The following is a 19735-nucleotide window of genomic DNA, read 5'->3' as shown; positions in this document are numbered from 1 at the left end:
TCCCTCTGGTGATGCCGCTTGCCGCGGCTTTCTGAAGATCGTCAATTGCTGGCGAAGGCGAGCGGCGCTCCCTGAGCAAAGCCAATGGAGACCGTATCGCCTGGACCCTTGAGCGCGGGCTCGTGGGTCAGGTGATCGGCGGCGACGAGCACCATGCCGACGCCGCTGACCTCGATGGCGTATTCGGCGGTCGAGCCGAGGAAGATGCGGTTGTGGACTGTGCCCTGGAGGCTCGGTCCATCCGTGACGCCGAGCCGCATCGCCTCGGGCCGTATGCTGACGCTGACCTGTTGTCCGATCCGCAGACGCGACCGGGTCCGGGCGGCCAGGGAAGCCCCGTTGGCGAGCGTGATCTGGGCTTGGGTCTCGCCAGCCTGGGCCACGATACCCTTCATGAGATTGGTCTTGCCGACGAAATCGGCGACGAACAAGTCCGCGGGGTCGTCGTAGATCTCGCTGGGCTGGCCGAGCTGCACGATCCTACCCTTGTTCATCACGCAGACGAGGTCGCTCATCGACAGCGCCTCCTCCTGGTCATGCGTGACCAGCACGAATGTGATGCCCAGATCCCGCTGCAGGTTCTGCAGTTCCAATTGCATTTCCGTGCGCAGTTTCTTGTCCAGCGCGGCGAGTGGTTCGTCGAGCAGCAGCACTGCGGGCTTGTTCACGAGCGCACGGGCGAGGGCGACCCGCTGCTGTTGGCCACCGGAGAGTTCATGGATGCGCCGCTTGCCGTATCCACCGAGGCGCACCATGGCGAGGGCCTCGTCCACGCGCTGCCGGATCTCGGCTGCTGCAATGCGCGGGCGCGCCTGACGCAGCCCGTAAGCGATGTTGTCGCCGACATTGAAATGCGGAAACAGCGCATATTGCTGGAAGACCATGTTCACCGGGCGGCGGAACGGCGGAATGCCGGCCATGTCCCGGCCCCGGATGCTCACGGTGCCGGAGCTCGGCTCCTCGAATCCGCCTATCATGCGAAGGCAGGTGGTCTTGCCGCAGCCCGACGGACCAAGCAGCGCCACGAAAGCCCCTTTGGGGATTGCAAGGTCGATGCCGTGCACGGCGGTCACTTCGCCATAGGACTTGGTGACGGCTCGAAAGGCGATATCGGGCAGTGCCTTGTCGTTCACAAGCTCGATCCGTGGATGGGTATGTTTGAGGGACTGGTTTTCCAGTCTCGGCCCGATAAAGCTAGCGGGCGCTTTGCCAGCCGTATATACCCACCGGGGGGTATAAGATGCCCGTTTCTTTTGCAGAGGTGGTAGAAATCAGCAATGCAAATCCAAGGCTGAGGGCAGCGACCGGCCTGGCGAAGGCCATTTCGTCGGCCGAAAAGACCAGCGGGGATTTCGAGCGTGCCCTGCTGGACTGGCTTCGTCTTCACGTCCATTGCGATCATTGCGTGGTATTCGGCTATCGCGGTTCGGCGCGCCCGCCTCTCCTGTTCGAGACCTTCTCGCCCGCCGAGAGCTACATCTACGTCGCTCTCTACCAGGAGGGGCCTTACCTGCTCGATCCGTTCTACCATGCGGCGGTCGACGGCAAGGAGGGCTTCCACCGCATGAGGGAACTCGCGCCCGATCGCTTCTACACCAGCGAATACTATCGTTCGTACTACAGCCAGACCGGGCTCGCCGAGGAGGTGGGTTTCTTCATACAATTGCCGGAGCGCACGTCGGTGGTGTTGTCCTTGATGCGCGTGGCTGCCTCCGGGCCTTTCGGCACCGCCGAGGTTCGCGTGCTGCGAGATCTGACGCCGGTCGTCCTCAGCCTGTGCGCGCAGCATTGGCGCGATCTGCCGGATCTGGCCGGCGCTCGCAACCGCACGGCCTTTCCCGTGCTGCCGGGCACGGAGTTCGATCGTGCCCGCCTATGGGCGAGCCAGTCCCTGACGGCGCGCGAGGGCGAGATCGTCAACCTCGTGCTGCAGGGGCATTCCTCGGATTCGATCAGCCGGCTGCTGCAGATCAGCGTGGGTACCGTTAAGGTGCATCGCCGCAATATCCACCAGAAGCTGGGGATCCATTCGCAGGCCGGCCTGTTCGCCCGATTCATCGAACTCCTCAACGAAACACGATGACATCTAGGACCCCCAGTCGATGCTCGACTCTCCCCGATGCAGGGCTTCCGCCGGGCGGGTGAAGGCACCCGCGGCGTCATGCAGGACGAGGGCGGGCAACAAGGTGAAGGGAGATCGGGAATCGCGCCGTGCGCGAAGCAGGATTCGCACGGCCGCCTCGTCTGCTCGTGGCAGCACGGGCTTGACCCGGATGTCGCCGAAGCGCCTGTCCAGCGCTGCCAGAAGTCGGGGCAGGGCATCGGCACGGTGGATAAGGGCGAGTAGGCCCTTTGGTTTCAGCAGGTCGTGGGCGCAGCGGATCCAGGGTTCATCCCCGCCAACGCCATGTATGTGGGCGCCGGAGCGATAGGCATCCGGCGGCGGTCGGACGGTCCCGGGGATATGAAAAGGCGGGTTCATGATGACCTGATCGGCGCTCGCCGGCTGCAAGGGACCCCCTCGGGACGGGCGCAGGGTCACGTCGGCTTCGAGAACGTCGACACGTTGGCCGAGTGAGTTGGCATCGATATTGTGCCGCGCCAGGCTCGCGATCGCCGGATCGATCTCCACCAGGCGGACATTGCAGCCGGAAAAGCGCAGCGCCAGTGCCAGCCCGGCCGCTCCGACACCGGCACCGAGATCGTAGACGACTTCGCCGGCGGCAGGAGCGGCGCAGGCGGCAAGAAGCGCCGCATCCGTTCCCGCCCTGTGTCCCCGGGCGGGCTGGGTCAGACGCAGGCGTCCGCCGAGGAAAGCGGCAGTGGAGGTTTCGCTCACTGCTCGCGCAGCTCCTTGCCGAGCCCCGCTTCCCGGAGCCGCATGCGGGCCAGGCCGCTCTGGTCGGAGTCGACCAGGATGCGGCGCTGGATCATGCCGAGCGAGCCCTCGAGCACGCTCATATGCGTGTCGAGCACGAGATGCACGACACCTGCTTCCTTCAGCAAAGCCTCGATATAGGAGATCAGGACGGGATCATTGGTGCGGACGATTTCTTCCATCAATGGATTGTCGCGGCAATCACGGGAAGTTGCAACGGCCCGATGCCGGTCTCAGATCCGCCCCGCGGCCGCCGAGCGTGTTTTCGCCCGGCCAAAGCGCCATCTTCAACAGCGGCGGAGGAGCGCGACAACTGCGTGCTTGTGCGTGAGGCCTCTCATTTCTATGGTGCGCGCGTAAACGGAGTCGGAATTTTGGGTGTCGTTGTCGCATTCGAGGACAAATCGGGGCCGCAAGGCTCGATTGAGCCGATCGTCAGCCTGACAAAGGCTGATATGGCGCGGGTCAACGCCACAATTCTGTCGCGGACCGGTTCGGACGTGACGATGATTCCCGAAGTCGCCAATCATCTGATCTCGTCCGGAGGCAAGCGCCTGCGCCCGATCCTCACCTTGGCGACGGCTCAGCTCTCGAACTACCGTGGCGATGGGCACATCAAGCTCGCAGCCTCCGTGGAGTTCATGCACACCGCCACGCTCCTGCATGACGACGTGGTCGACGAGAGCGACATGCGCCGCGGCAAGCCCGCCGCCCGTATGGTCTGGGGCAACGAGGCAAGCGTGCTGGTGGGCGATTTCCTGCTTGGCCAGGCCTTCAAGATGATGGTCGAGGTCGGCTCGCTCAAGGCGCTCGACATCCTCTCCACGGCGGCGACCGTGATCGCGGAGGGCGAGGTCGCGCAGCTGGCCGCCGCCAAGAACACGGCGACCACCGAGGACGAATACCTTGCCGTGATTCGCGGCAAGACCGCAGAGCTCTTCGCCGCTGCCTGCGAGGTCGGCCCGGTTCTGGCCGAACGTCCGAAGGACGAACAGGCCGCATGCCGTTCCTTCGGCATGAACCTCGGCATCGCGTTCCAGCTCGTCGACGATGCGCTCGATTACGGCGGCTCCGATGCCAAGCTCGGCAAGAACGTCGGCGATGATTTCCGCGAAGGCAAGATCACATTGCCCGTGGTGCTGGCCTTCCGGCGAGGTAATGAGGCCGAACGTGACTTCTGGCGCCGCACGCTGGAGCGTGGCGAGATCGACACGGCCGACCTCGAACATGCGATCGGCCTCATGCGCCGCCACAACGCTCTCGAAGACACGATCGAACGCGCGCGCCACTACGGCGCCATGGCCAAGGACGCGCTTGCCTTGTTCGCCGACAGCCAGATGAAGTCCGCCCTGGCCGACGTCGTGGAGTTCTGCATCAGCCGCGCGCACTGAGATTTCGGGTTTGGCGCTTCTCGACGAGGAGGCGCTATTCCTCCGGCACGAGCGTTCTGCGCTGCCGCAACACGGCGAGAATGGCCGTTCCCCGCACCGCCAAGGCCAGGACCAGCGTCACGACGATGATGAGGAAGGCGGCGGCGGCGATGGCCGGGCTGATGTTCTCGCGGAGCGAGGAAAACATCTGCCGCGCGAGGGTCGTCTGGTTGGGGCCGGCAACGAAGAGGGTGATGACGACCTCGTCCAGCGACGTCGCGAAGGCGAACGCTGCTCCCGTGAGGATTCCCGGCAAAGCGAGCGGGAAGGTCACTCGCCGGAACACCGTCGCGGGTGCGGCACCGAGGCTCGCGGCCGCCTTCTCCAGAGCGGGATCGATCGCCGCGAGCGAGCCGGAGACGTTCACCAGCACGAAGGGCACGCACAGGACGGCGTGCGCGATGATAACCCCGAGATAGCTGCTTGCGAGGCCGAGCCGGGCGTAGAGGATCTGCATGCCGACGCCCAGCACCACGGCCGGCACCACCATCGGCAGCAGGAAGATCGAGCGCAGCAGGCCCGAGAAGGGCACGAGATTGCGACGCAGCCCGAGCGCCGCCAGGGTACCCACCGCCGTCGACAGCACCGTGGCGCCGCTGCCGATGATCATGCTGTTGACGATGGAGCGCTGCCAGGCGTCGCTGGTGGCGAGCGTGTCGAACCACCGGGTCGAGGGACCGGACATCGGATAGGTGAGGAAGATGCTGTCGGTGAAGGCAAGCGGCAGGATAGCGGCGAGGGGGATCACCAGGAAGGCGACGACGAGGGCGCCGAAGGCAAGGCGCAGCGCATTGAAGGGCAGTCGGTTGGTATTCCTCATGGCTGCACCATGGGCGTGCGCGAAAGTCGGCCATAGATGAGATAGAGCACCGTGGTCGGCACCAGCAGGAAGATGCCGAGCGCACCGGCCATGCCCCAATTGGCCGTTCCGGTCGCGTAGAAGGCGATGACCGACGAGATCATCTGCTCGTTCGGGCCGCCGACCAGGGCGGGCGTGATGTAGTAGCCGAGCGCCACCATGAAGACGAGCAGCGAACCCGAGAGCAGGCCGGGCATGGCGAGCGGCAGCATGACGTGGCGTACCGCCTTCAGCGGCGGCGCGCCCAGGGATGCGGCGGCCGGCATCAGGTTGCGGGGGATGGCGATCAGACTGGCATAGATGGGCAGCACCATGAAGGGCAGCAGCACATGCGTCATGGCGATGAGGATGCCGGTTCGGTTGTAGATCAGCGGCAGCGACGCATCGATCAGCCCGAGAGCCTTCAGCGTCTGGTTGATAAGCCCGTTCTCCTGCAGGAGAACCATCCACGCCGCCGTCCGCACCAGCAGGGAAGTCCACAGCGGCAGCAGCACGGAGAGCAGGAGAACGTTGCGCTTCCAGCCGCCGACACTGGCGACGAGCATGGCGAAGGGCAGGCCGATCAGGGCGCAGAGCAGCGTGACCTGCAGGGCGATCACGAATGTGCGCAGCATGATCATGCGGTTGACCGCGAGATCGGGGGGAACCGGAGCGATGTTGCCGTCGTCGCCCCGCTTGAGGTCGACGGCCGCCAGCAGGTTGGCGTCCGTGTAGGCCGGCATGCTGCGCTTGAGGGCAAGCCAGAAGGCGGGCTGCGTCCAGCGTGTATCGATGTTGGAAAGCGCCGGCGGGCTGTTTTCGGGCGCGTTCCGAATGGCGGTGGCGGTCTTGGGGAGGAGCGTGCGGAAGCCGGACTGCTGGCTGTTGAGGGCCCGCACGGCATCGCCGAACTGTTCCTGCGGGATGGGCGCCCTGAGATCCTTCGCCAGCGCCGCCTGCACTTCAGCCGGGGGCGTGCCCTCGCCGCCCCAGCCCGCGATCGCCACCGCCGTGGCCGGGAATGCGAGACGCACGGTGCCGCCCTGCACCGAGGTCGTGATCATCATGCCGAGCGGCCACAGGAAGAAGATCCCGAGAAAGGCGATGAGCGGCAGCAGAAGGAGGGCGGCTCTCAGCCGCGGCGCGCGGCTCATGGCAGGACCAGCGTGCAGTCGTCGACGCTGAAGCCGGCGAATGCCTCGGAGCCGACGGCGCGCAGGCTCTCGCGGCGGTCGGCCTTGGCGACCAGGCGCTTCCCGCTGCAGGCAAGATGCAGCCGGACGTGATCGCCGTGATAGACGTCGTCCTCGATGCTGACGGGGAGGCTGTTCGGCTGGGTCTCGCCGTCGCCGACATGCAGGCGCTCGGGCCGGATCGAAACCAGGACCGGCAGATCCGCCTGAAGGGCGAGATCGGTGCGGCAGGCGACGGTCCTTCCGAGCGCGAGCTCCACGGTGGCGAGGCCGTCGGCGCAGGATTTCACCCGCCCCTCGAGGAGATTCGTCTCGCCGATGAATTCGGCGACGAAACGCGTGCGCGGTCGATCGTAAAGGCCCGAGGGCGTGTCGAGCTGCTCGATCTTGCCGAGATTGAGCACGGCGACCCGGTCGGACATGGTCAGGGCCTCGCCCTGATCGTGGGTCACAAAGATCACGGTAAGGCCGAGATTGCGGTGCAATTCCCGGATCTCGAGCTGCATGTGCTCGCGCAACTGCTTGTCGAGTGCGCTCAGAGGCTCGTCCATGAGCACCACCTTGGGCTCGTAGACGAGGGCGCGGGACAGGGCGATGCGCTGCTGCTGCCCGCCCGAGAGCTGGGACGGCTTGCGCTCCTTAAGATGGCCCAGGCGGACAAGATCGAGCGCTCGGGACACCCGGCTGTCCCGCTCCGCCCGGCCGACGCCGCGCATCTTCAGCGGAAAGGCCACATTCTCGGCAATCGTCATATGCGGAAACAAGGCGTAGTTCTGAAACACCACGCCCATGTTGCGCTTATGGGGCGGCAGGTTCTCCACGCGCACACCATCGACCTTCAGGGCTCCGCTGGAAGGAGCCTCGAATCCCGCCAGCATCATCAGGAGCGTGGTCTTGCCGGAGCCCGATGGCCCGAGAAGGCTGACGAATTCGCCTCGCCCGACGTGAAAATCGAGATTGTCGACCACTTTCATCGTGCCGAAGGACTTGCTCACGGCATCGAAGTGAATGAAGGATTCCATCAGGCCTGAACTGCTCCTGCGGGGACGTGTAACGCCACAATACTCCGTCATGGCGCGTTGCATAGCCGGAGCCTTCGCTCCGGCCATGCGCAGGAGGCGGTCCTACTGGCCGAGCCAGGCGTTGAAGCGCTTGGTCAGTTCCTCGATGTTGTCGTTCCAGAAGTCCGTATCGATGGAGATGGTGTCCTTGGTGTTGGCGGGCGACGTCGGCAGGTCCGCCGCAAGGTCGGCCGGAACAGCGGCGGCCGCTGCCTTGTTGGGAAGCCCGTAGGCGATGTCCTGGGGCAGCTTCACCTGGTTATCGGGTTCGCTGGCGAAGGCGATGAAATCCATCGCCGCGTCCTTGTTGGGGCTGCCCTTGAGGATGACCCAGCTGTCCACCGCATAGATGCTGCCAGGCCAGACGCCCTTGAAATGGGTGCCCTCGGTCTTGTTGATGCCGCTGATGCGACCGTTATAGGCCGAAGTCATCACCACCTGGCCGGACTTCAGCAACTGGAGCGGCTGGGCGCCCGATTCCCACCAGACCATGTCGCCCTTGATCTGGTCGAGCTTCTTGAAGGCGCGGTCCACGCCTTCGGGCGTCCGCAGCACGGTGTACACGTCCTTCGGAGCCACTCCATCGGCCATCAAGGCGAACTCGAGGGCATATTTCGGGCCGCGGCGCAGGGCACGCTTGCCCGGGAACTTCTTGGTGTCCCAGAAATCCGCCCACGACGTGGGCGCTTCCTTGAGTTTGTCGCCGTCATAGGCGAGCTGCGTCGACCACACGATGGCGCCCACGCCGCAATCGCTGACGGCACTGTCGATGAACTTGTCCTTGCCGCCGAGCTTGTTCCAGTCCAGCGGCTCGTAGATGCCGTCGGCACAGCCGATGGCGAGTTCTTCCGCCTCGACCTGGACGGCATCCCAGTTGGGCGTACCTGCCTTGACCTTGGCTTCAAGCACGCCGATGCCGCCATCCCAGGCCTCGTCGAGGACAGGCTTGCCGAGCTTGTCGGAGAAGGGTTTGAAATAGATCTTGCGCTGGGCGTCCTGGTAGTTGCCGCCCCAGGAGACGACCGTGAGATCGCGGGCCGAGGCCGTGGCGAGGCCGGCAAGAGCCGTGCCGAGCGCGAGGCCGGATGCAAGAATGATGTGTCGGATGGTCATGGCAGTCTTCCCCATTGCTGCGTTGCTCTGGACTTTACGGGCGTGATCACCGGCAGCACGTCCTGCCTGGCCCACGCCCTGTTTTCGCGCATCGATCGTACGCGGATTGTCGCCATCGGAACCCGCAAGGCCGCCTGTGGCAATGGCGGCGTTTACGGCCGGTGAAAAAACTAGACACCCAGCTCGGCAAGGAGCTGCTTCGGCGCGAGACGCAGCGCCGCGGCACGGCGATGTCCCTCCAGTCCCTCGCTTGCGCTCTGGCGGGTGGCAGGGGGCGCCACGGCGGCGACGCCGCGCTCGTCCAGCCATTGATGCGTGCAGGTCTTGACATAGGAACCTACCCACAGGCCGCCCGTGTAACGTCCCGCTCCCATCGTCGGCAGCGTGTGGTTGGTGCCGCAGCACTTGTCGGAATAGACGACGCTGGCCAGAGGGCCGATGAAAAGCGAGCCGTAGTTGCGCAGCTTTGTCGCCGTGGCATGCGGATCACGCGTATGGACCTGCAGATGCTCGGCGGCGATGAAGTCGGAATAGGCCAGCATGGCCTCCTCGTCCTCGCACAGGACGATCTCGCCATAATCCCGCCAGGCCGGTCCGGCGACATCGGCGGTGGGCAGGCTCAGGAGCTGGCGCTCCACCTCGGCCTTCGTCGCCTGCGCCAGCGGCTTGCTGGTGGTGATCAGGCCGACGCGGGTGCGCACGTCGTGCTCGGCCTGCGCCAGCAGGTCTACCGCTATGGTGACCGCGTCGCCGGACTCATCCGCCACCACGAAGATCTCGCTGGGCCCGGCGAGCTGGTCGATGCCGACCTGGCCGAAGACCTGGCGCTTGGCTTCGTTCACGAAGGCATTGCCGGGCCCGAAGATCTTGTCGACCGCGGGGACGGTCTGGGTGCCGTAGGCCATGGCGGCGATGGCCTGGGCGCCGCCGACCCTGAAGATGCGGTCCGCGCCCGACAGATGGCAGCCGGCGATCATCGCCCGATGCGCGCCGGGCGGCAGGCAGGCTATGACCTCGTCGCAACCGGCCACCTTGGCGGGCACCAGCGTCATAACCGGCGCCGAAAGCAGGGGATAGCGCCCGCCCGGCACATAGGCGCCGACGCGGGCGATGGGAATGATGCGATGGCCGAGATGCAGTCCGGGCAGGGCCTCGATCTCCAGCGGCGCCAGCGTGGCGCGCTGGGCCTCGGCGAAGGCCCGTACCCGCTCGATGGCGAATTCGGTATCCGCACGGGTCTGCGGATCGAGCGCCTCGACGGCATCCCGCCGCTCCGCCTGCGTAACCTCGAACGCCTCGATCTCGACCTTGTCGAACTGCCTCGAATAGTCGCGCAGGGCCTCGTCGCCCCGCTTGCGGACATCCGCGATGACCTCCTTGACCGTGGCTTCGACGGGAGCGTTGTCCGATTGGGCGCTGCGCTCGGGTGTCTTGATGCGGGTGATCCTGGTCTCGATCTGCGGGTCGAGCATCGGCATTGGCGGCCTTTTGGTTGATGTAATGATGATTGACTGTCCCGCTGCCCGCGGTTTCCCGCAATTGCATGAAACGCTGATGGTCAATAAATTCACCACCAGCGGCGGAATGCGCCGCTGTTGATTCCCGGGACGGCGGAGGAAAGCATGAAGATCGGGGACAAGCTTCGCGAATTGCGGCAGCGTCGCAAGCTGAGCGTCAGGGAGGTGGCGGTGCGTTCGGGTGTCTCGCATTCCTCGATCTCGCTGATCGAGCGCGACATGATCAGCCCGTCGCTCGATACGCTTCGTGCCGTGCTGGACGCTCTGGGTACGACTCTTTCCGGTTTCTTCCTCGATCTCAAATCCACCTTGCCGCAGAGTCCCTTCTATCGTGCCGCCGATCTGACCGAGATCGGCCATGCGGAGACCATTTCCCACCGTGTCATCGGCCTCGACTATCCGAACAAGTCCATGCTCGTGCTGCACGAGACCTACGCGCCCGGGGCAGACACCGGCGAAGCCTATGCCCACTCCGCGCAGGAGGGCGGCATGGTTCTCAGCGGCGCCATCGAGGTGACCGTCGGCACCAATGTGCAACTGCTGCTGCCGGGAGACGGCTACTATTTCGACAGCCGCCTTCCGCACCGCTTCCGCAATGTCGCGGACGGCCGCAGCGAGATCGTCAGCGCCATCACGCCGCCCACTTATTGATGTCTGGCACTGGTCGATTTACCGACCACCTTTTCGCGCGGGATTCGGGAGGGGGTTGCCCCGGCCTCTGCCGGATGGGAAACGAAACGATACGTGGGAGAATCTCCTCAATGTCGGGCACGCCCGCTGTCTCCGTCCTGAACACCAAGGCGCCTCCGGTCTCCGAGGAGAAGGCACGGCGGATTGCGCGCGAGCACTACGGCCTCGCCGTCATGGCCAAGCCCCTGATCGGCGAACGCGACAGCAACTTTCATCTCAAGGCCGCGGACGGCCAGGACTACCTGCTGAAGGTGGCGAATCCGGTCGAGGACCAGACGGTTACGGATTTCCAGACGCGGGCGCTGATGCATATGGCGACGCGCGATCCGTCCCTGCCGGTGCCGCGCGTGGTCGAGACCGGGCGGGGCGAACCCTATTTCTCCCTGGCCGTGGACGGAGGCCAACCACGCATCGTGCGCATGCTGACCTATCTTCCCGGAGTGCCCCTGGCCAGGGTGGAGCGCAGTCCCGGCCTGCCGCGCAATCTCGGCCTCGGCCTTGGCCGTCTCGACCTCGCGCTGGCGGGGTTTTCGCATCCGGCGAGCGGGCATGAACTCCTGTGGGATCTCAGCCATGCGGCCAAGCTCAGGCCGCTCATCGCCCATATCGATGACAGCGAGCGGCAACGCCTGATCGGACGCGTGCTGGACCGGCTCGAGAGTACGGTCTTTCCACGCACCGCTTCCTTTCGCCGTCAGGTGATCCACAACGATTTCAACCCCTCCAACATATTGGTGACCGGTAGTGCGGACGGCCCGCAGGACCGGCTCGCCGGCATCATCGATTTCGGCGACATGGTCGAGGCGCCGCTCGTGAACGAGGTTGCCGTCGGAGCATCCTACCATGTGGCGGAGGAGGGCGACTTCCTGGCCCCGATCAAGGCCTTCGTCGCTGGCTATCATGCCGTGCTGCCGCTGGAGGAAGGCGAAGTCGACTGTCTGTTCGATCTCCTCCTTGCCCGCATGACCCTCACGGTGGTGATCTCCGCCTGGCGTTCGACCCTGGAGCCGGACAATCGCGACTATATCCTGCGCAATGCGGGCCGGGCCTGGACGGGCCTCAGCCGGGCGCACGCCCTGCCGCCGGCGCAGGCTGCCGAGGAATTCCATCTTCATCTTGCAAGGGAGCGCACCCCGTGACCATGGTCAACGCCTTCGATCCCGCCAGGGTTGCCGATTTCGCCGAGGACGAGGCGGCCCTGATCGCCAGGCGCCAACGCCTGCTCGGCCCGGCCTACAGGCTGTTCTACGCCCATCCCGTGCAGGTCGCGCGTGCGGAGGGAGTCTGGCTCTACGGGCGGAACGGCGAGGCTTATCTCGACGCCTACAACAATGTCGCGAGCGTCGGCCACAGCCACCCGCACGTGGTGGCGGCACTCGCCCGGCAGGCGGCGACGCTGAACACCCACACGCGCTACATCACCGAGGGGATCCTAGACTACGCCGAGCGCCTGCTCGCCACCATGCCCGCCTCCATCTCAAACGTCATGTTCACCTGCACGGGCAGCGAGGCGAACGACCTCGCCCTGCGTGTCGCCAAGGCGGTGACTGGAGGGACCGGGGTCATCGTGACGGAGAACGCCTATCATGGGGTGACGGACCTGCTCGCCCAGATGTCGCCGTCGCTGGGGCCGAGCGCGCCGATCAGTTCCATGGTCCGGATGGTGGCGGCACCGACGGGGCTGGCGGATGCCGGCGCCGTCTTGGCCCGAAATGTCGGCGAGGCGATCGACGACATGGCGGCGCACGGCATCCGGCCGGCGGCCCTCCTGGTGGATACGATCTTCTCCAGCGACGGCGTGTTTGCCGATCCCGCCGGCTTCCTGGCGCCGGCGGTGGAGGCGATCCGCCGGGCGGGCGGGATATTCATCGCCGATGAGGTGCAGCCGGGCTTCGGGCGCACCGGTGCCGGCATGTGGGGCTTTGCCCGGCATGGGCTGACGCCCGATATCGTCACCATGGGCAAGCCGATGGGAGACGGCCATCCGATGGCGGCGATGGCGGCGAGACCGGAGCATCTCGAGGCCTTCGGGCGCAATGTGCGATACTTCAACACGTTTGGCGGCAACCCGGTCTCATGTGCGGTGGGCATGGCCGTCCTTGATGTCATCGAGGCCGAAGCCTTGATCGCCAATTCCAGGGATGTGGGGGCCTTCTTCAAGGGCGAACTCGAAGCTCTTGCAGCCGTGGACGGCCGCGTCGGCGCGGTGCGTGGGGCCGGTCTCTTCATTGGTGTCGATATCGTGGACGCCGGGGGTGCGCCCGATGGCGCGGCGGCGGCGGAGATCGTCAACGGGCTGCGGGAGCGCCGTGTGCTCATCAGCGCTACGGGCCGGCGCGGCCATAGCCTGAAGATCAGGCCGCCCATGGTGTTCTCCCAGCAGAATGTGGAGCTGTTCATGGACAGGCTCCGGGAGACGCTGGCAAGCCTGTAACGGGCGCCGCGACGCCCTCCGCGCAAAAACTTCAACTCCCCGCCAAGGAAATCTGCGGGCACTGCGTCTGATGGCACAGTCGGCAATCATGCCGGGAGGTATCGATGCAACTGTGCCATCATGAGCGGGCGGGCAGCCGTGCCTCCCGCGAGCAGGGGGAGGGTCGGCATGTCCGCCACGGCGACCATTGATCTCGGCCTGCCATCGCCATGGCCGCTGATGTCCAGGCTGCTTTCCGTGCTGTCGGTGGCGGAGGGAGCCGAAGCGCCGCGGCGCGACGATGTGGCGACGGCCGGCGTACCGGCCGTTCTCGACGACAGCGACGCCGTGCTCGTCACGCTGGCCCTCAAGGGTGACAGCCGGGCCTTCGAGAAGCTGATCCGCCGCCATCACGACATGATCCACCGTGTCGCCTGGCGGCAGACGGGTCTCATGCAGGAGGCCGAGGACATCGTGCAGAACGTGCTGATGCAACTGGTCGAGAAGCTGGCCAGCTACCGTGGCGAAGCACGTTTCACCACATGGCTCATCGGCATCACCATCAATGCCTGCCATGACCATCGCCGCCGCAGGTCGAGCTTCGGACGCATGCGCGAGGCCTTTTCGAGCTATGCGAGCCTTGGTGGCGCCTCGCCCGACGGACGGGACCTCATGCGGCAGAACTGGCTGAAGAGCATGCTTGCCGGCCTATCGCCGGAGCTCAGGGCAACCGTGGTGCTTGTGGCGGGCGAAGGGCTCAGCCACCGCGAAGCCGCGGCCCAACTCGGCATATCCGAAAGTACCGTCTCGTGGCGAATGCATCAGGTGCGCAAGCAGTTGAGTGGAGAAGAGACGAAGGAAGACGCTGCAACGCGTCGGAAGGAGATCCGCGATGAGCGTTGATCACGATTTCGACCATACCGAACTCCCCGAGGCACGGCCGTCGGATGCCGCGCGAGAGCAGGCGATCTTCAAGGCAATGATGCGGTTCGAGGACAGGCGGCGTCGGCAGGGGATAGTCGCGCTGCGGCCGTACCGCTTCAGCTTCGGCTCGCTGCTGCCGCGCCCGGGCCTTCGCATGGCCCTGGCGACGGGAGCGGCTCTGCTGATTGCCGTGCCGATGGGCGTGGAGACTATGCGGATCGTCAGTCCCATGAACGCTCCTGCCGAAAAGGGGACGGGGCCGCACGGCCAATCTCTCATGGGCAGCCAGGAAACCTTGCGTGTCTCCGCCGACGATCGGGAGAGGCTCGATCCGCCTGCCCCCACGCCGAAACGGCAAGGACGGAACGAGCAGGCGGGCGATGGGGAGCCCAGCATACAGTCGGCGCCCAAGCCCGGTGCGGTGGAGCAAGCCGCGCAAGTCTCGTCTGGGCCTGTCCATCCTGGCCGGGGTGCATCAACGCGCACCATGGCAACTGAAGCAGATAGGCCAGCGCTACCCCCCCCACCGCTCGCGCCTTCCGCGAGTGCTACGCCCGACGCCTCGGATCCCCCGGGGGATGACTTGAAGAAGGATATAGGACGGCCCGCCCAACCGGAGGCGAAAGCCGGCGGACGCGCGATTCCGGGGGACACGGCGAACGACGAGGCTGCCCTTGCAGCGCCGTCGCTGCCGGAGCCGAATGGTCCGGTATCGCTCTATTCCCGGCAACGCACCGACATGCCTGTCCAGGAAGGCATTGGCGGAGGCGAGGCATCAATCACCAAGCCCGCCGAGATCGGCCGCGACAAATTCGCGAACGCCCCCGAGAACGCCTTCAAGGCCGTTGCGCAGGAGGCGGTATCGACCTTCTCGATCGATGTCGACACCGCCTCCTATTCCTATGTCCGCGCCGCGCTGAACCAGAATGTGCTGCCCCAGCCGGACGCGGTGCGCACCGAGGAGATGATCAACTATTTCCCCTATGACTATGCTCCGCCGAAGAGCGCCGGCGAGCCCTTCGCCACCGAGGTGGCGGTGATGCCCAATCCCTGGGTCTCCGGCCACAAGCTCATGCGGATCGGCATCAAGGGCTATACCTTGCCGGCCACCGAGCGTCCGCCGGCCAATCTCGTCTTCCTGATCGACACGTCTGGATCGATGGATGAACCCAACAAGCTGCCGCTGCTGGTGAAGTCGCTCGGCATGCTCCTCGATACGCTCAGGCCGCAGGACAGGGTCTCCATCGTGGCCTATGCCGGGTCCGCCGGTGTCGTCCTCAAGCCGACACGAGCGTCCGACAAGGTGAGGATCGAACAAGCGCTCGGCCGGCTGCAGGCCGGTGGCTCGACGGCGGGCGGGGAGGGGATCAGGCTTGCCTATCAGCTTGCCGAGGCCAATTTTGACGCCAAGGCCGTGAACCGGGTCATGCTGGCGACGGATGGCGACTTCAATGTCGGCATCACCAGCCCCGACGAGCTGAAGGGCTTCGTCACTCGCGAACGCGACAAGGGCATCTTCCTTTCCGTGCTCGGCTTCGGCATGGGTAATCTCAACGATGCCATGATGCAGGAGTTGGCCCAGAACGGGAATGGCGAGGCGGCCTATATCGATACGCTCAACGAGGCCCGCAAGGTGCTGGTTGACCAGGCGACTTCGACGCTCTTCCCGATCGCCAAGGACGTGAAGATCCAGGTCGAGTTCAACCCCGTGACGGTGAGCGACTATCGCCTGATTGGCTACGAGACCCGCATGCTCAGGACAGAGGACTTCAACAATGACAAGGTCGATGCCGGCGAAGTCGGATCGGGCGCCAGCGTGACGGCGATCTACGACTTCGTGCCGGCCGGCGGGCCGCGCCCGGTCGACGACAGCCGTTACCAATCCTCGGCCGCCGGGATGTCGGCGACCAGAGCGCAGCCGGACAAGGCGGACGAATACGCCTTCCTTAAGATTCGCTACAAGCTGCCGAAATCGGACAGGAGCACGCTGATGACCACTCCGGTGACACATGCCGGCGAGGCCGGGACGATGTCGCAGGCTCCCCTCGATGCCCGCTTCGCGGTAGCCGTGGCCGGTTTCGGCGAGTGGCTGCGCGGGGGCAGGTACACGGGCAACCTGACGCCGGACGATATCATTGCGCTCGCCAACGGCGCGAAGGGCGAGGATCCGTTCGGTTATAGGGCCGAATTCGTCAACATGGTACGTGCGGCCAAAACCGCGAAGGCATTGCCCCCAAACGCGCGGTGACCGGAGATGAGAGCCTCCCCGGATTGCCCGGGGAGGCTCGGTGGCCGGGACCGCGGACGTCTTCGTCCGCGGTCCCGGCCTCGGCGCTTCTTCCTACTTCCCGTCATATTCGCGCTTCTTCACCTTGCGGATCTGGGCGAGCTGGCCTTCCAGGATCGCAAGCGTGTCCGCCTCCTCCGCCGTGAGTTCCTCCGGCTTGAGGCGGCGGATGAGGATTTCCAGCGCGTCGCCGATGCGGCCGAGCTGGCGGCCATAGGAGCCGACCTCGTCGAGGATGGCCTGTTCGATGTCTGGGCGCGGCGTCTGGCCGAGATTGACATTGATCAGGCCGAACTGGCCGCCGTTCTGGTAGAAGGTCCACGGATTGATCGCCTGCCAGAGCGTGTCGGGCGCGATGGAAAGTCCGAGAGAATTAGCCATGGAGGGTCCCCGGTTCAGCGAGGACGCCAGAGTTTCACGCAGGCAGGATATCGGCGTGACAGGCAAACAAAAAAGCCACCCCGAAGGGCGGCTTCCTTGATTCGAGAATACAACTCCGGCTCAGTTGAGCTTGGCGCGTACTTCGTTGAGGGCGGCGGACATCAGGTTGCCGGCGCTGGCGGCAGGCTGATCCGACAGGATCGAGGTCGCGGCCTTGACGGCGGCATCCGCTGCCGCGGCCTTGACCTCCGCAACGGCGGAGGCTTCGGCCTGCGCGATCTTCTGGTCCGCCAGCTTGGTGCGGCGGGCCACGAAATCCTCGATCTTGGCGATCTGCTCGGCCTTGTAGCGCTCGGCCTCCGCCTTGGCGGTCTCGATCATCTGCACCGCCTCGGCCTCGGCTTCCTTCTGCTTGCGCTGATAGTCGGCCAGAAGCTTCTGGGCGTCCTCACGCAGCGAGCGGGCCTGGTCGAGCTCGGCACGCACGGCGTTGCCGCGGGCATCGAGGCCTTTGCCGATCTGGGCGAAGCCACCCATCTTCCAGGCGATGACCAGGAAGATGATCGTCCCGATCAGGATATAGAACTCCGGACCGGCAGGATCGAACACCTCGTGGAGCATTTCTCCGAAATATTCCATGGGATGCCCTCCTCAGTTCGCCACGGCGGCTTTGACGGCCGCCTGCAAGGCTTCCGGCTCGGGAGCCTTGCCGAGCAGCTGCTCCACGATAGCCGCGGTGGCATCGGAGGCAATGGCGCTCACATTGCTCATGGCGGCCTTCTTGGTGGCAGTGATCTGCCCTTCGGCGGCTTCCAGCTTGGCCGAGAGATCGGCCTCAAGGGACTTCCGCTTGGTATCCGTCTCGGCGCTCACGGCGGCGCGGGTCTCGGAAGCGATGTTCTGAGCCTTGGCGCGTGCCTTGATCAGCGAGGTCTCATAGGCGGCAATGGCTTCGTCGCTGTCGGCCTTGGCCTTCTGCGCCGCTGCCAGATCCGAGGAGATCTTGCTCGAACGGTCGGCAAGGATGCCGGCGATGCGCGGCAGCGCAACCTTCGACATCAGGAGATAGAGAAGCCCGAAAGCGATGACCAGCCACAGAATCTGCGACGTAAAGGTCGAGCTATCGAAAGGCGGGAATGCGCCCTTGGCTCCATGGGCATCGCCTGGAACCTCGGTTCCTGCGGTTGATTCAGCCATGAAACACCTTCAACGAATGCGTCCCAGCGCCTTGCAGGGGTCGGACACAAACAGATGGAATGCTGCCGGCTTGCGCAAACAAGTTACGGCTCCGCGACTTGTCAGCCGCGAAAGCCGTCCTCGAAACGCAGGCCGCGTGGATCAGACTGCGAAGAGCAGCAGCAGAGCGACGAGCAGCGAGAAGATGCCGAGAGCTTCCGTCAGAGCGAAGCCGAGCAGCAGCGTGCCGCGCTGACCATCGGCAGCAGACGGGTTGCGCAGGGCGCCCGAGAGGAACTGGCCGAAGAGGTTGCCGAGGCCGATGCCGGCGCCGGCCATGCCGATGCAAGCGAGACCAGCGCCGATCAACTTAGCTGCGTTGGCGTCCATGGATGGAACTCCTGTTGGGTAGGGGTTTGTTGAGACTAGATGTGATCAATGACCCGGATGCAGGGCATCATTGAGGTAGATGCAGGTGAGCGTTGCGAAGACATATGCCTGCAACACGGCCACCAGCGTTTCCAGCGCCACGAGGGCGATGACCAGAAGAAGGGGCAGGGGCGAAAGGATCGCCGTGAACACGCCGGCACCCGCCAGCATGACGATGAAGCCTGCGAAGATCTTGAGGGCGATGTGGCCCGCGAGCATGTTGGCGAAAAGACGGACGGAGAGGCTGATCGGGCGAGAGATGAACGAAATCACCTCGATCACCACGAGAAGGGGCAGCAGCCAGCCCGGAACGCCCGACGGCACGAACAGGTGCAGGAAGTGGGTGCCGTTCTTGTAGAAGCCGTAGAGGATCACGACGCTGATAACCAGGGCGGCGAGCGCGAAGGTGACGATGATGTGGCTCGTGACCGTGAAGAAGCCGGGGATCAGGCCGAGCACGTTGCAGAACAGCACGAACATGAACAGCGAGAACACGAAGGGCATGAAGCGCATGCCCTCATGGCCCGCCGAGCTGCGCACGGTGCCAGCCACGAATTCATAGAAGGTCTCGGCCAGGGACTGCCAGCGGCCGGGAACGGTGGCGCGCGCCGAGGTCGTCGCGATCATCACCAGCGCGATGAGGATCACCGCGATGAACATGAAGAGGGCCGAATTGGTGAAAGCAATGCTGCCGATATGGAAGAGCGGCTTGATCTCGAATTGGGTAATCGGACTATGCATCGCCTGCCAGGCCCTGTCTTCATCTATGGCGCGAGGCGCCGGGTCATTCCTGCTTGTCGGGTGTTTTGCCCAACATATTCGAGGCGCGCAACAAATTCCGGATACCAGCCACGAAGCCGAGCATCAGAAGAATGATGAGCCCCCACGGTGAGGTGCCGGCGAACTTGTCCACCACCCATCCGATCAGCCCGCCGGCAATGATGCCGGCGACGAACTCGGACGACAGACGCATCGCCTTGCCGATCGCGGAGGGGTCGCCCTCCTGCTTGCGCAGCTTCGCCGCTTCGGCTCGTTCCCCGGCCTTGACGGCTTCGAGGCGCTCGTCGAGGCGGCGCAGACGTTCGGACAGCTCTTTTTCACTGGGATTGTCTTTGCCGGAATTCCCGGCCTGGTTTGCTTCGTCGCTCGCCATTGCGGCAACATGCTCCCTGGCCGGCAAAATGGCGCCGGACACCCCCCTTGAAAACGGCGGGACCATACCGACCGCTCCTTACGGTGTCAAGGCGAGGAGAAAATTGATCAAGTCATTGAGAATAAATACAAAATGGGTGAAGGAGAGGGAGGCGTGCGGCTTTTATGCACGCTGCAGCCTATGGTTGGGGTGGCATTGTCGATGGTATGGGGGCCTCGGATGGGCCATTTTCCCCTTCAGCTGGGTGAACCA

Annotated in this window: 21 protein-coding genes; 7 read left to right on the top strand and 14 right to left on the bottom strand. The window is 64.9% G+C overall.

All coding sequences use genetic code 11. The features are described 5' to 3' along the window. Positions 1-41 precede the first annotated feature (41 nt). Positions 42-1133: an ABC transporter ATP-binding protein gene (locus tag AC6H34_RS01485; protein WP_448146484.1), complete on the bottom strand. Its 1092-nt coding sequence runs from the start codon at positions 1131-1133 to the stop codon at positions 42-44. A gap of 107 nt (positions 1134-1240) precedes the next feature. Here AC6H34_RS01485 and AC6H34_RS01480 point away from each other — a divergent pair, with 107 nt between their 5' ends. Further along, positions 1241-2083 carry a helix-turn-helix transcriptional regulator gene (locus AC6H34_RS01480; protein WP_497537671.1) on the top strand — a complete coding sequence of 281 codons (843 nt, stop codon included), beginning with the start codon at positions 1241-1243 and terminating at the stop codon, positions 2081-2083. A 3-nt stretch (positions 2084-2086) separates the two neighbouring features. Here AC6H34_RS01480 and AC6H34_RS01475 read toward each other — a convergent pair whose 3' ends face one another. Next, a complete protein-coding gene (locus AC6H34_RS01475) occupies positions 2087-2839 on the bottom strand; it encodes a tRNA1(Val) (adenine(37)-N6)-methyltransferase (RefSeq protein ID WP_448146486.1) in 753 nt (250 codons plus the stop codon). Continuing rightward, a complete protein-coding gene (locus tag AC6H34_RS01470) occupies positions 2836-3060 on the bottom strand; it encodes a putative signal transducing protein (RefSeq protein WP_448146487.1) in 225 nt (74 codons plus the stop codon). The genes AC6H34_RS01475 and AC6H34_RS01470 overlap by 4 nt, the downstream gene beginning before the upstream one ends. A 192-nt stretch (positions 3061-3252) precedes the next feature. Here AC6H34_RS01470 and AC6H34_RS01465 point away from each other — a divergent pair, with 192 nt between their 5' ends. Continuing rightward, positions 3253-4269 carry a polyprenyl synthetase family protein gene (locus AC6H34_RS01465; RefSeq protein ID WP_497537670.1) on the top strand — a complete coding sequence of 339 codons (1017 nt, stop codon included), beginning with the start codon at positions 3253-3255 and terminating at the stop codon, positions 4267-4269. 34 nt (positions 4270-4303) lie between these two features. On the opposite strand, the gene AC6H34_RS01460 is transcribed toward AC6H34_RS01465, so the two are convergent. From AC6H34_RS01460 to hisD, 5 genes are all read right to left on the bottom strand, one after another. Then, a complete protein-coding gene (locus AC6H34_RS01460; RefSeq protein ID WP_448146489.1) occupies positions 4304-5128 on the bottom strand; it encodes an ABC transporter permease in 825 nt (274 codons plus the stop codon). Next, positions 5125-6300 carry an ABC transporter permease gene (locus tag AC6H34_RS01455; protein WP_497537669.1) on the bottom strand — a complete coding sequence of 392 codons (1176 nt, stop codon included), beginning with the start codon at positions 6298-6300 and terminating at the stop codon, positions 5125-5127. Before AC6H34_RS01455 ends, AC6H34_RS01460 begins: the two co-directional genes overlap by 4 nt. After that, positions 6297-7361, bottom strand: coding sequence for an ABC transporter ATP-binding protein (locus AC6H34_RS01450; RefSeq protein WP_497537668.1), 1065 nt, complete (start codon positions 7359-7361; stop codon positions 6297-6299). Before AC6H34_RS01450 ends, AC6H34_RS01455 begins: the two co-directional genes overlap by 4 nt. A 102-nt stretch (positions 7362-7463) precedes the next feature. Then, positions 7464-8513 (bottom strand): ABC transporter substrate-binding protein, encoded by a 1050-nt coding sequence (locus AC6H34_RS01445; RefSeq protein WP_448146492.1) that lies wholly within the window; start codon positions 8511-8513, stop codon positions 7464-7466. 170 nt (positions 8514-8683) lie between these two features. Beyond that, entirely contained in the window at positions 8684-9991 is a 1308-nt protein-coding gene (hisD, locus tag AC6H34_RS01440) for a histidinol dehydrogenase (protein WP_448146493.1), read from the bottom strand. 144 nt (positions 9992-10135) lie between these two features. On the opposite strand from hisD, the gene AC6H34_RS01435 reads away from it, so the two are divergent. The 5 genes from AC6H34_RS01435 (at position 10136) to AC6H34_RS01415 (ending at position 16305) form a co-directional block, all read left to right on the top strand. Beyond that, positions 10136-10681 carry a cupin domain-containing protein gene (locus AC6H34_RS01435; RefSeq protein ID WP_448146494.1) on the top strand — a complete coding sequence of 182 codons (546 nt, stop codon included), beginning with the start codon at positions 10136-10138 and terminating at the stop codon, positions 10679-10681. A 110-nt stretch (positions 10682-10791) separates the two neighbouring features. Next, positions 10792-11859, top strand: coding sequence for a phosphotransferase (locus AC6H34_RS01430; RefSeq protein WP_497537667.1), 1068 nt, complete (start codon positions 10792-10794; stop codon positions 11857-11859). Next, a complete protein-coding gene (locus tag AC6H34_RS01425) occupies positions 11856-13154 on the top strand; it encodes an aspartate aminotransferase family protein (protein WP_497537666.1) in 1299 nt (432 codons plus the stop codon). Before AC6H34_RS01430 ends, AC6H34_RS01425 begins: the two co-directional genes overlap by 4 nt. Before the next feature lie 168 nt (positions 13155-13322). After that, positions 13323-14036, top strand: a complete 714-nt coding sequence (locus AC6H34_RS01420; protein WP_497537665.1) for an RNA polymerase sigma factor — start codon at positions 13323-13325, stop codon at positions 14034-14036. Continuing rightward, the gene (locus tag AC6H34_RS01415) at positions 14026-16305 is read left to right on the top strand and encodes a YfbK domain-containing protein (RefSeq protein ID WP_497537664.1); all 2280 of its coding nucleotides are present in this window, start codon (positions 14026-14028) and stop codon (positions 16303-16305) included. The genes AC6H34_RS01420 and AC6H34_RS01415 overlap by 11 nt, the downstream gene beginning before the upstream one ends. Positions 16306-16398: 93 nt before the next feature. Here the strand turns inward: AC6H34_RS01415 and AC6H34_RS01410 are convergent, their stop codons facing one another. From AC6H34_RS01410 to AC6H34_RS01385, 6 genes are all read right to left on the bottom strand, one after another. After that, positions 16399-16725: a hypothetical protein gene (locus tag AC6H34_RS01410; protein ID WP_448146499.1), complete on the bottom strand. Its 327-nt coding sequence runs from the start codon at positions 16723-16725 to the stop codon at positions 16399-16401. A 120-nt stretch (positions 16726-16845) separates the two neighbouring features. Further along, complete coding sequence (locus AC6H34_RS01405; RefSeq protein ID WP_448146500.1) at positions 16846-17364, bottom strand: F0F1 ATP synthase subunit B family protein; 519 nt, start codon at positions 17362-17364, stop codon at positions 16846-16848. A 12-nt stretch (positions 17365-17376) separates the two neighbouring features. Then, entirely contained in the window at positions 17377-17922 is a 546-nt protein-coding gene (locus AC6H34_RS01400; protein WP_448146501.1) for a F0F1 ATP synthase subunit B, read from the bottom strand. Positions 17923-18063: 141 nt separating this feature from the next. Next, entirely contained in the window at positions 18064-18291 is a 228-nt protein-coding gene (locus tag AC6H34_RS01395) for a F0F1 ATP synthase subunit C (protein WP_448146502.1), read from the bottom strand. A 45-nt stretch (positions 18292-18336) separates the two neighbouring features. Further along, positions 18337-19071 (bottom strand): F0F1 ATP synthase subunit A, encoded by a 735-nt coding sequence (locus tag AC6H34_RS01390; RefSeq protein WP_448146503.1) that lies wholly within the window; start codon positions 19069-19071, stop codon positions 18337-18339. Positions 19072-19114: 43 nt separating this feature from the next. Then, the gene (locus AC6H34_RS01385) at positions 19115-19549 is read right to left on the bottom strand and encodes an AtpZ/AtpI family protein (protein ID WP_448146504.1); all 435 of its coding nucleotides are present in this window, start codon (positions 19547-19549) and stop codon (positions 19115-19117) included. Positions 19550-19735: the final 186 nt, after the last annotated feature.

This window comes from Labrys sp. ALF-8 (assembly GCF_059699065.1).
This window is presented reverse-complemented; position numbering and strand designations above follow the sequence as displayed.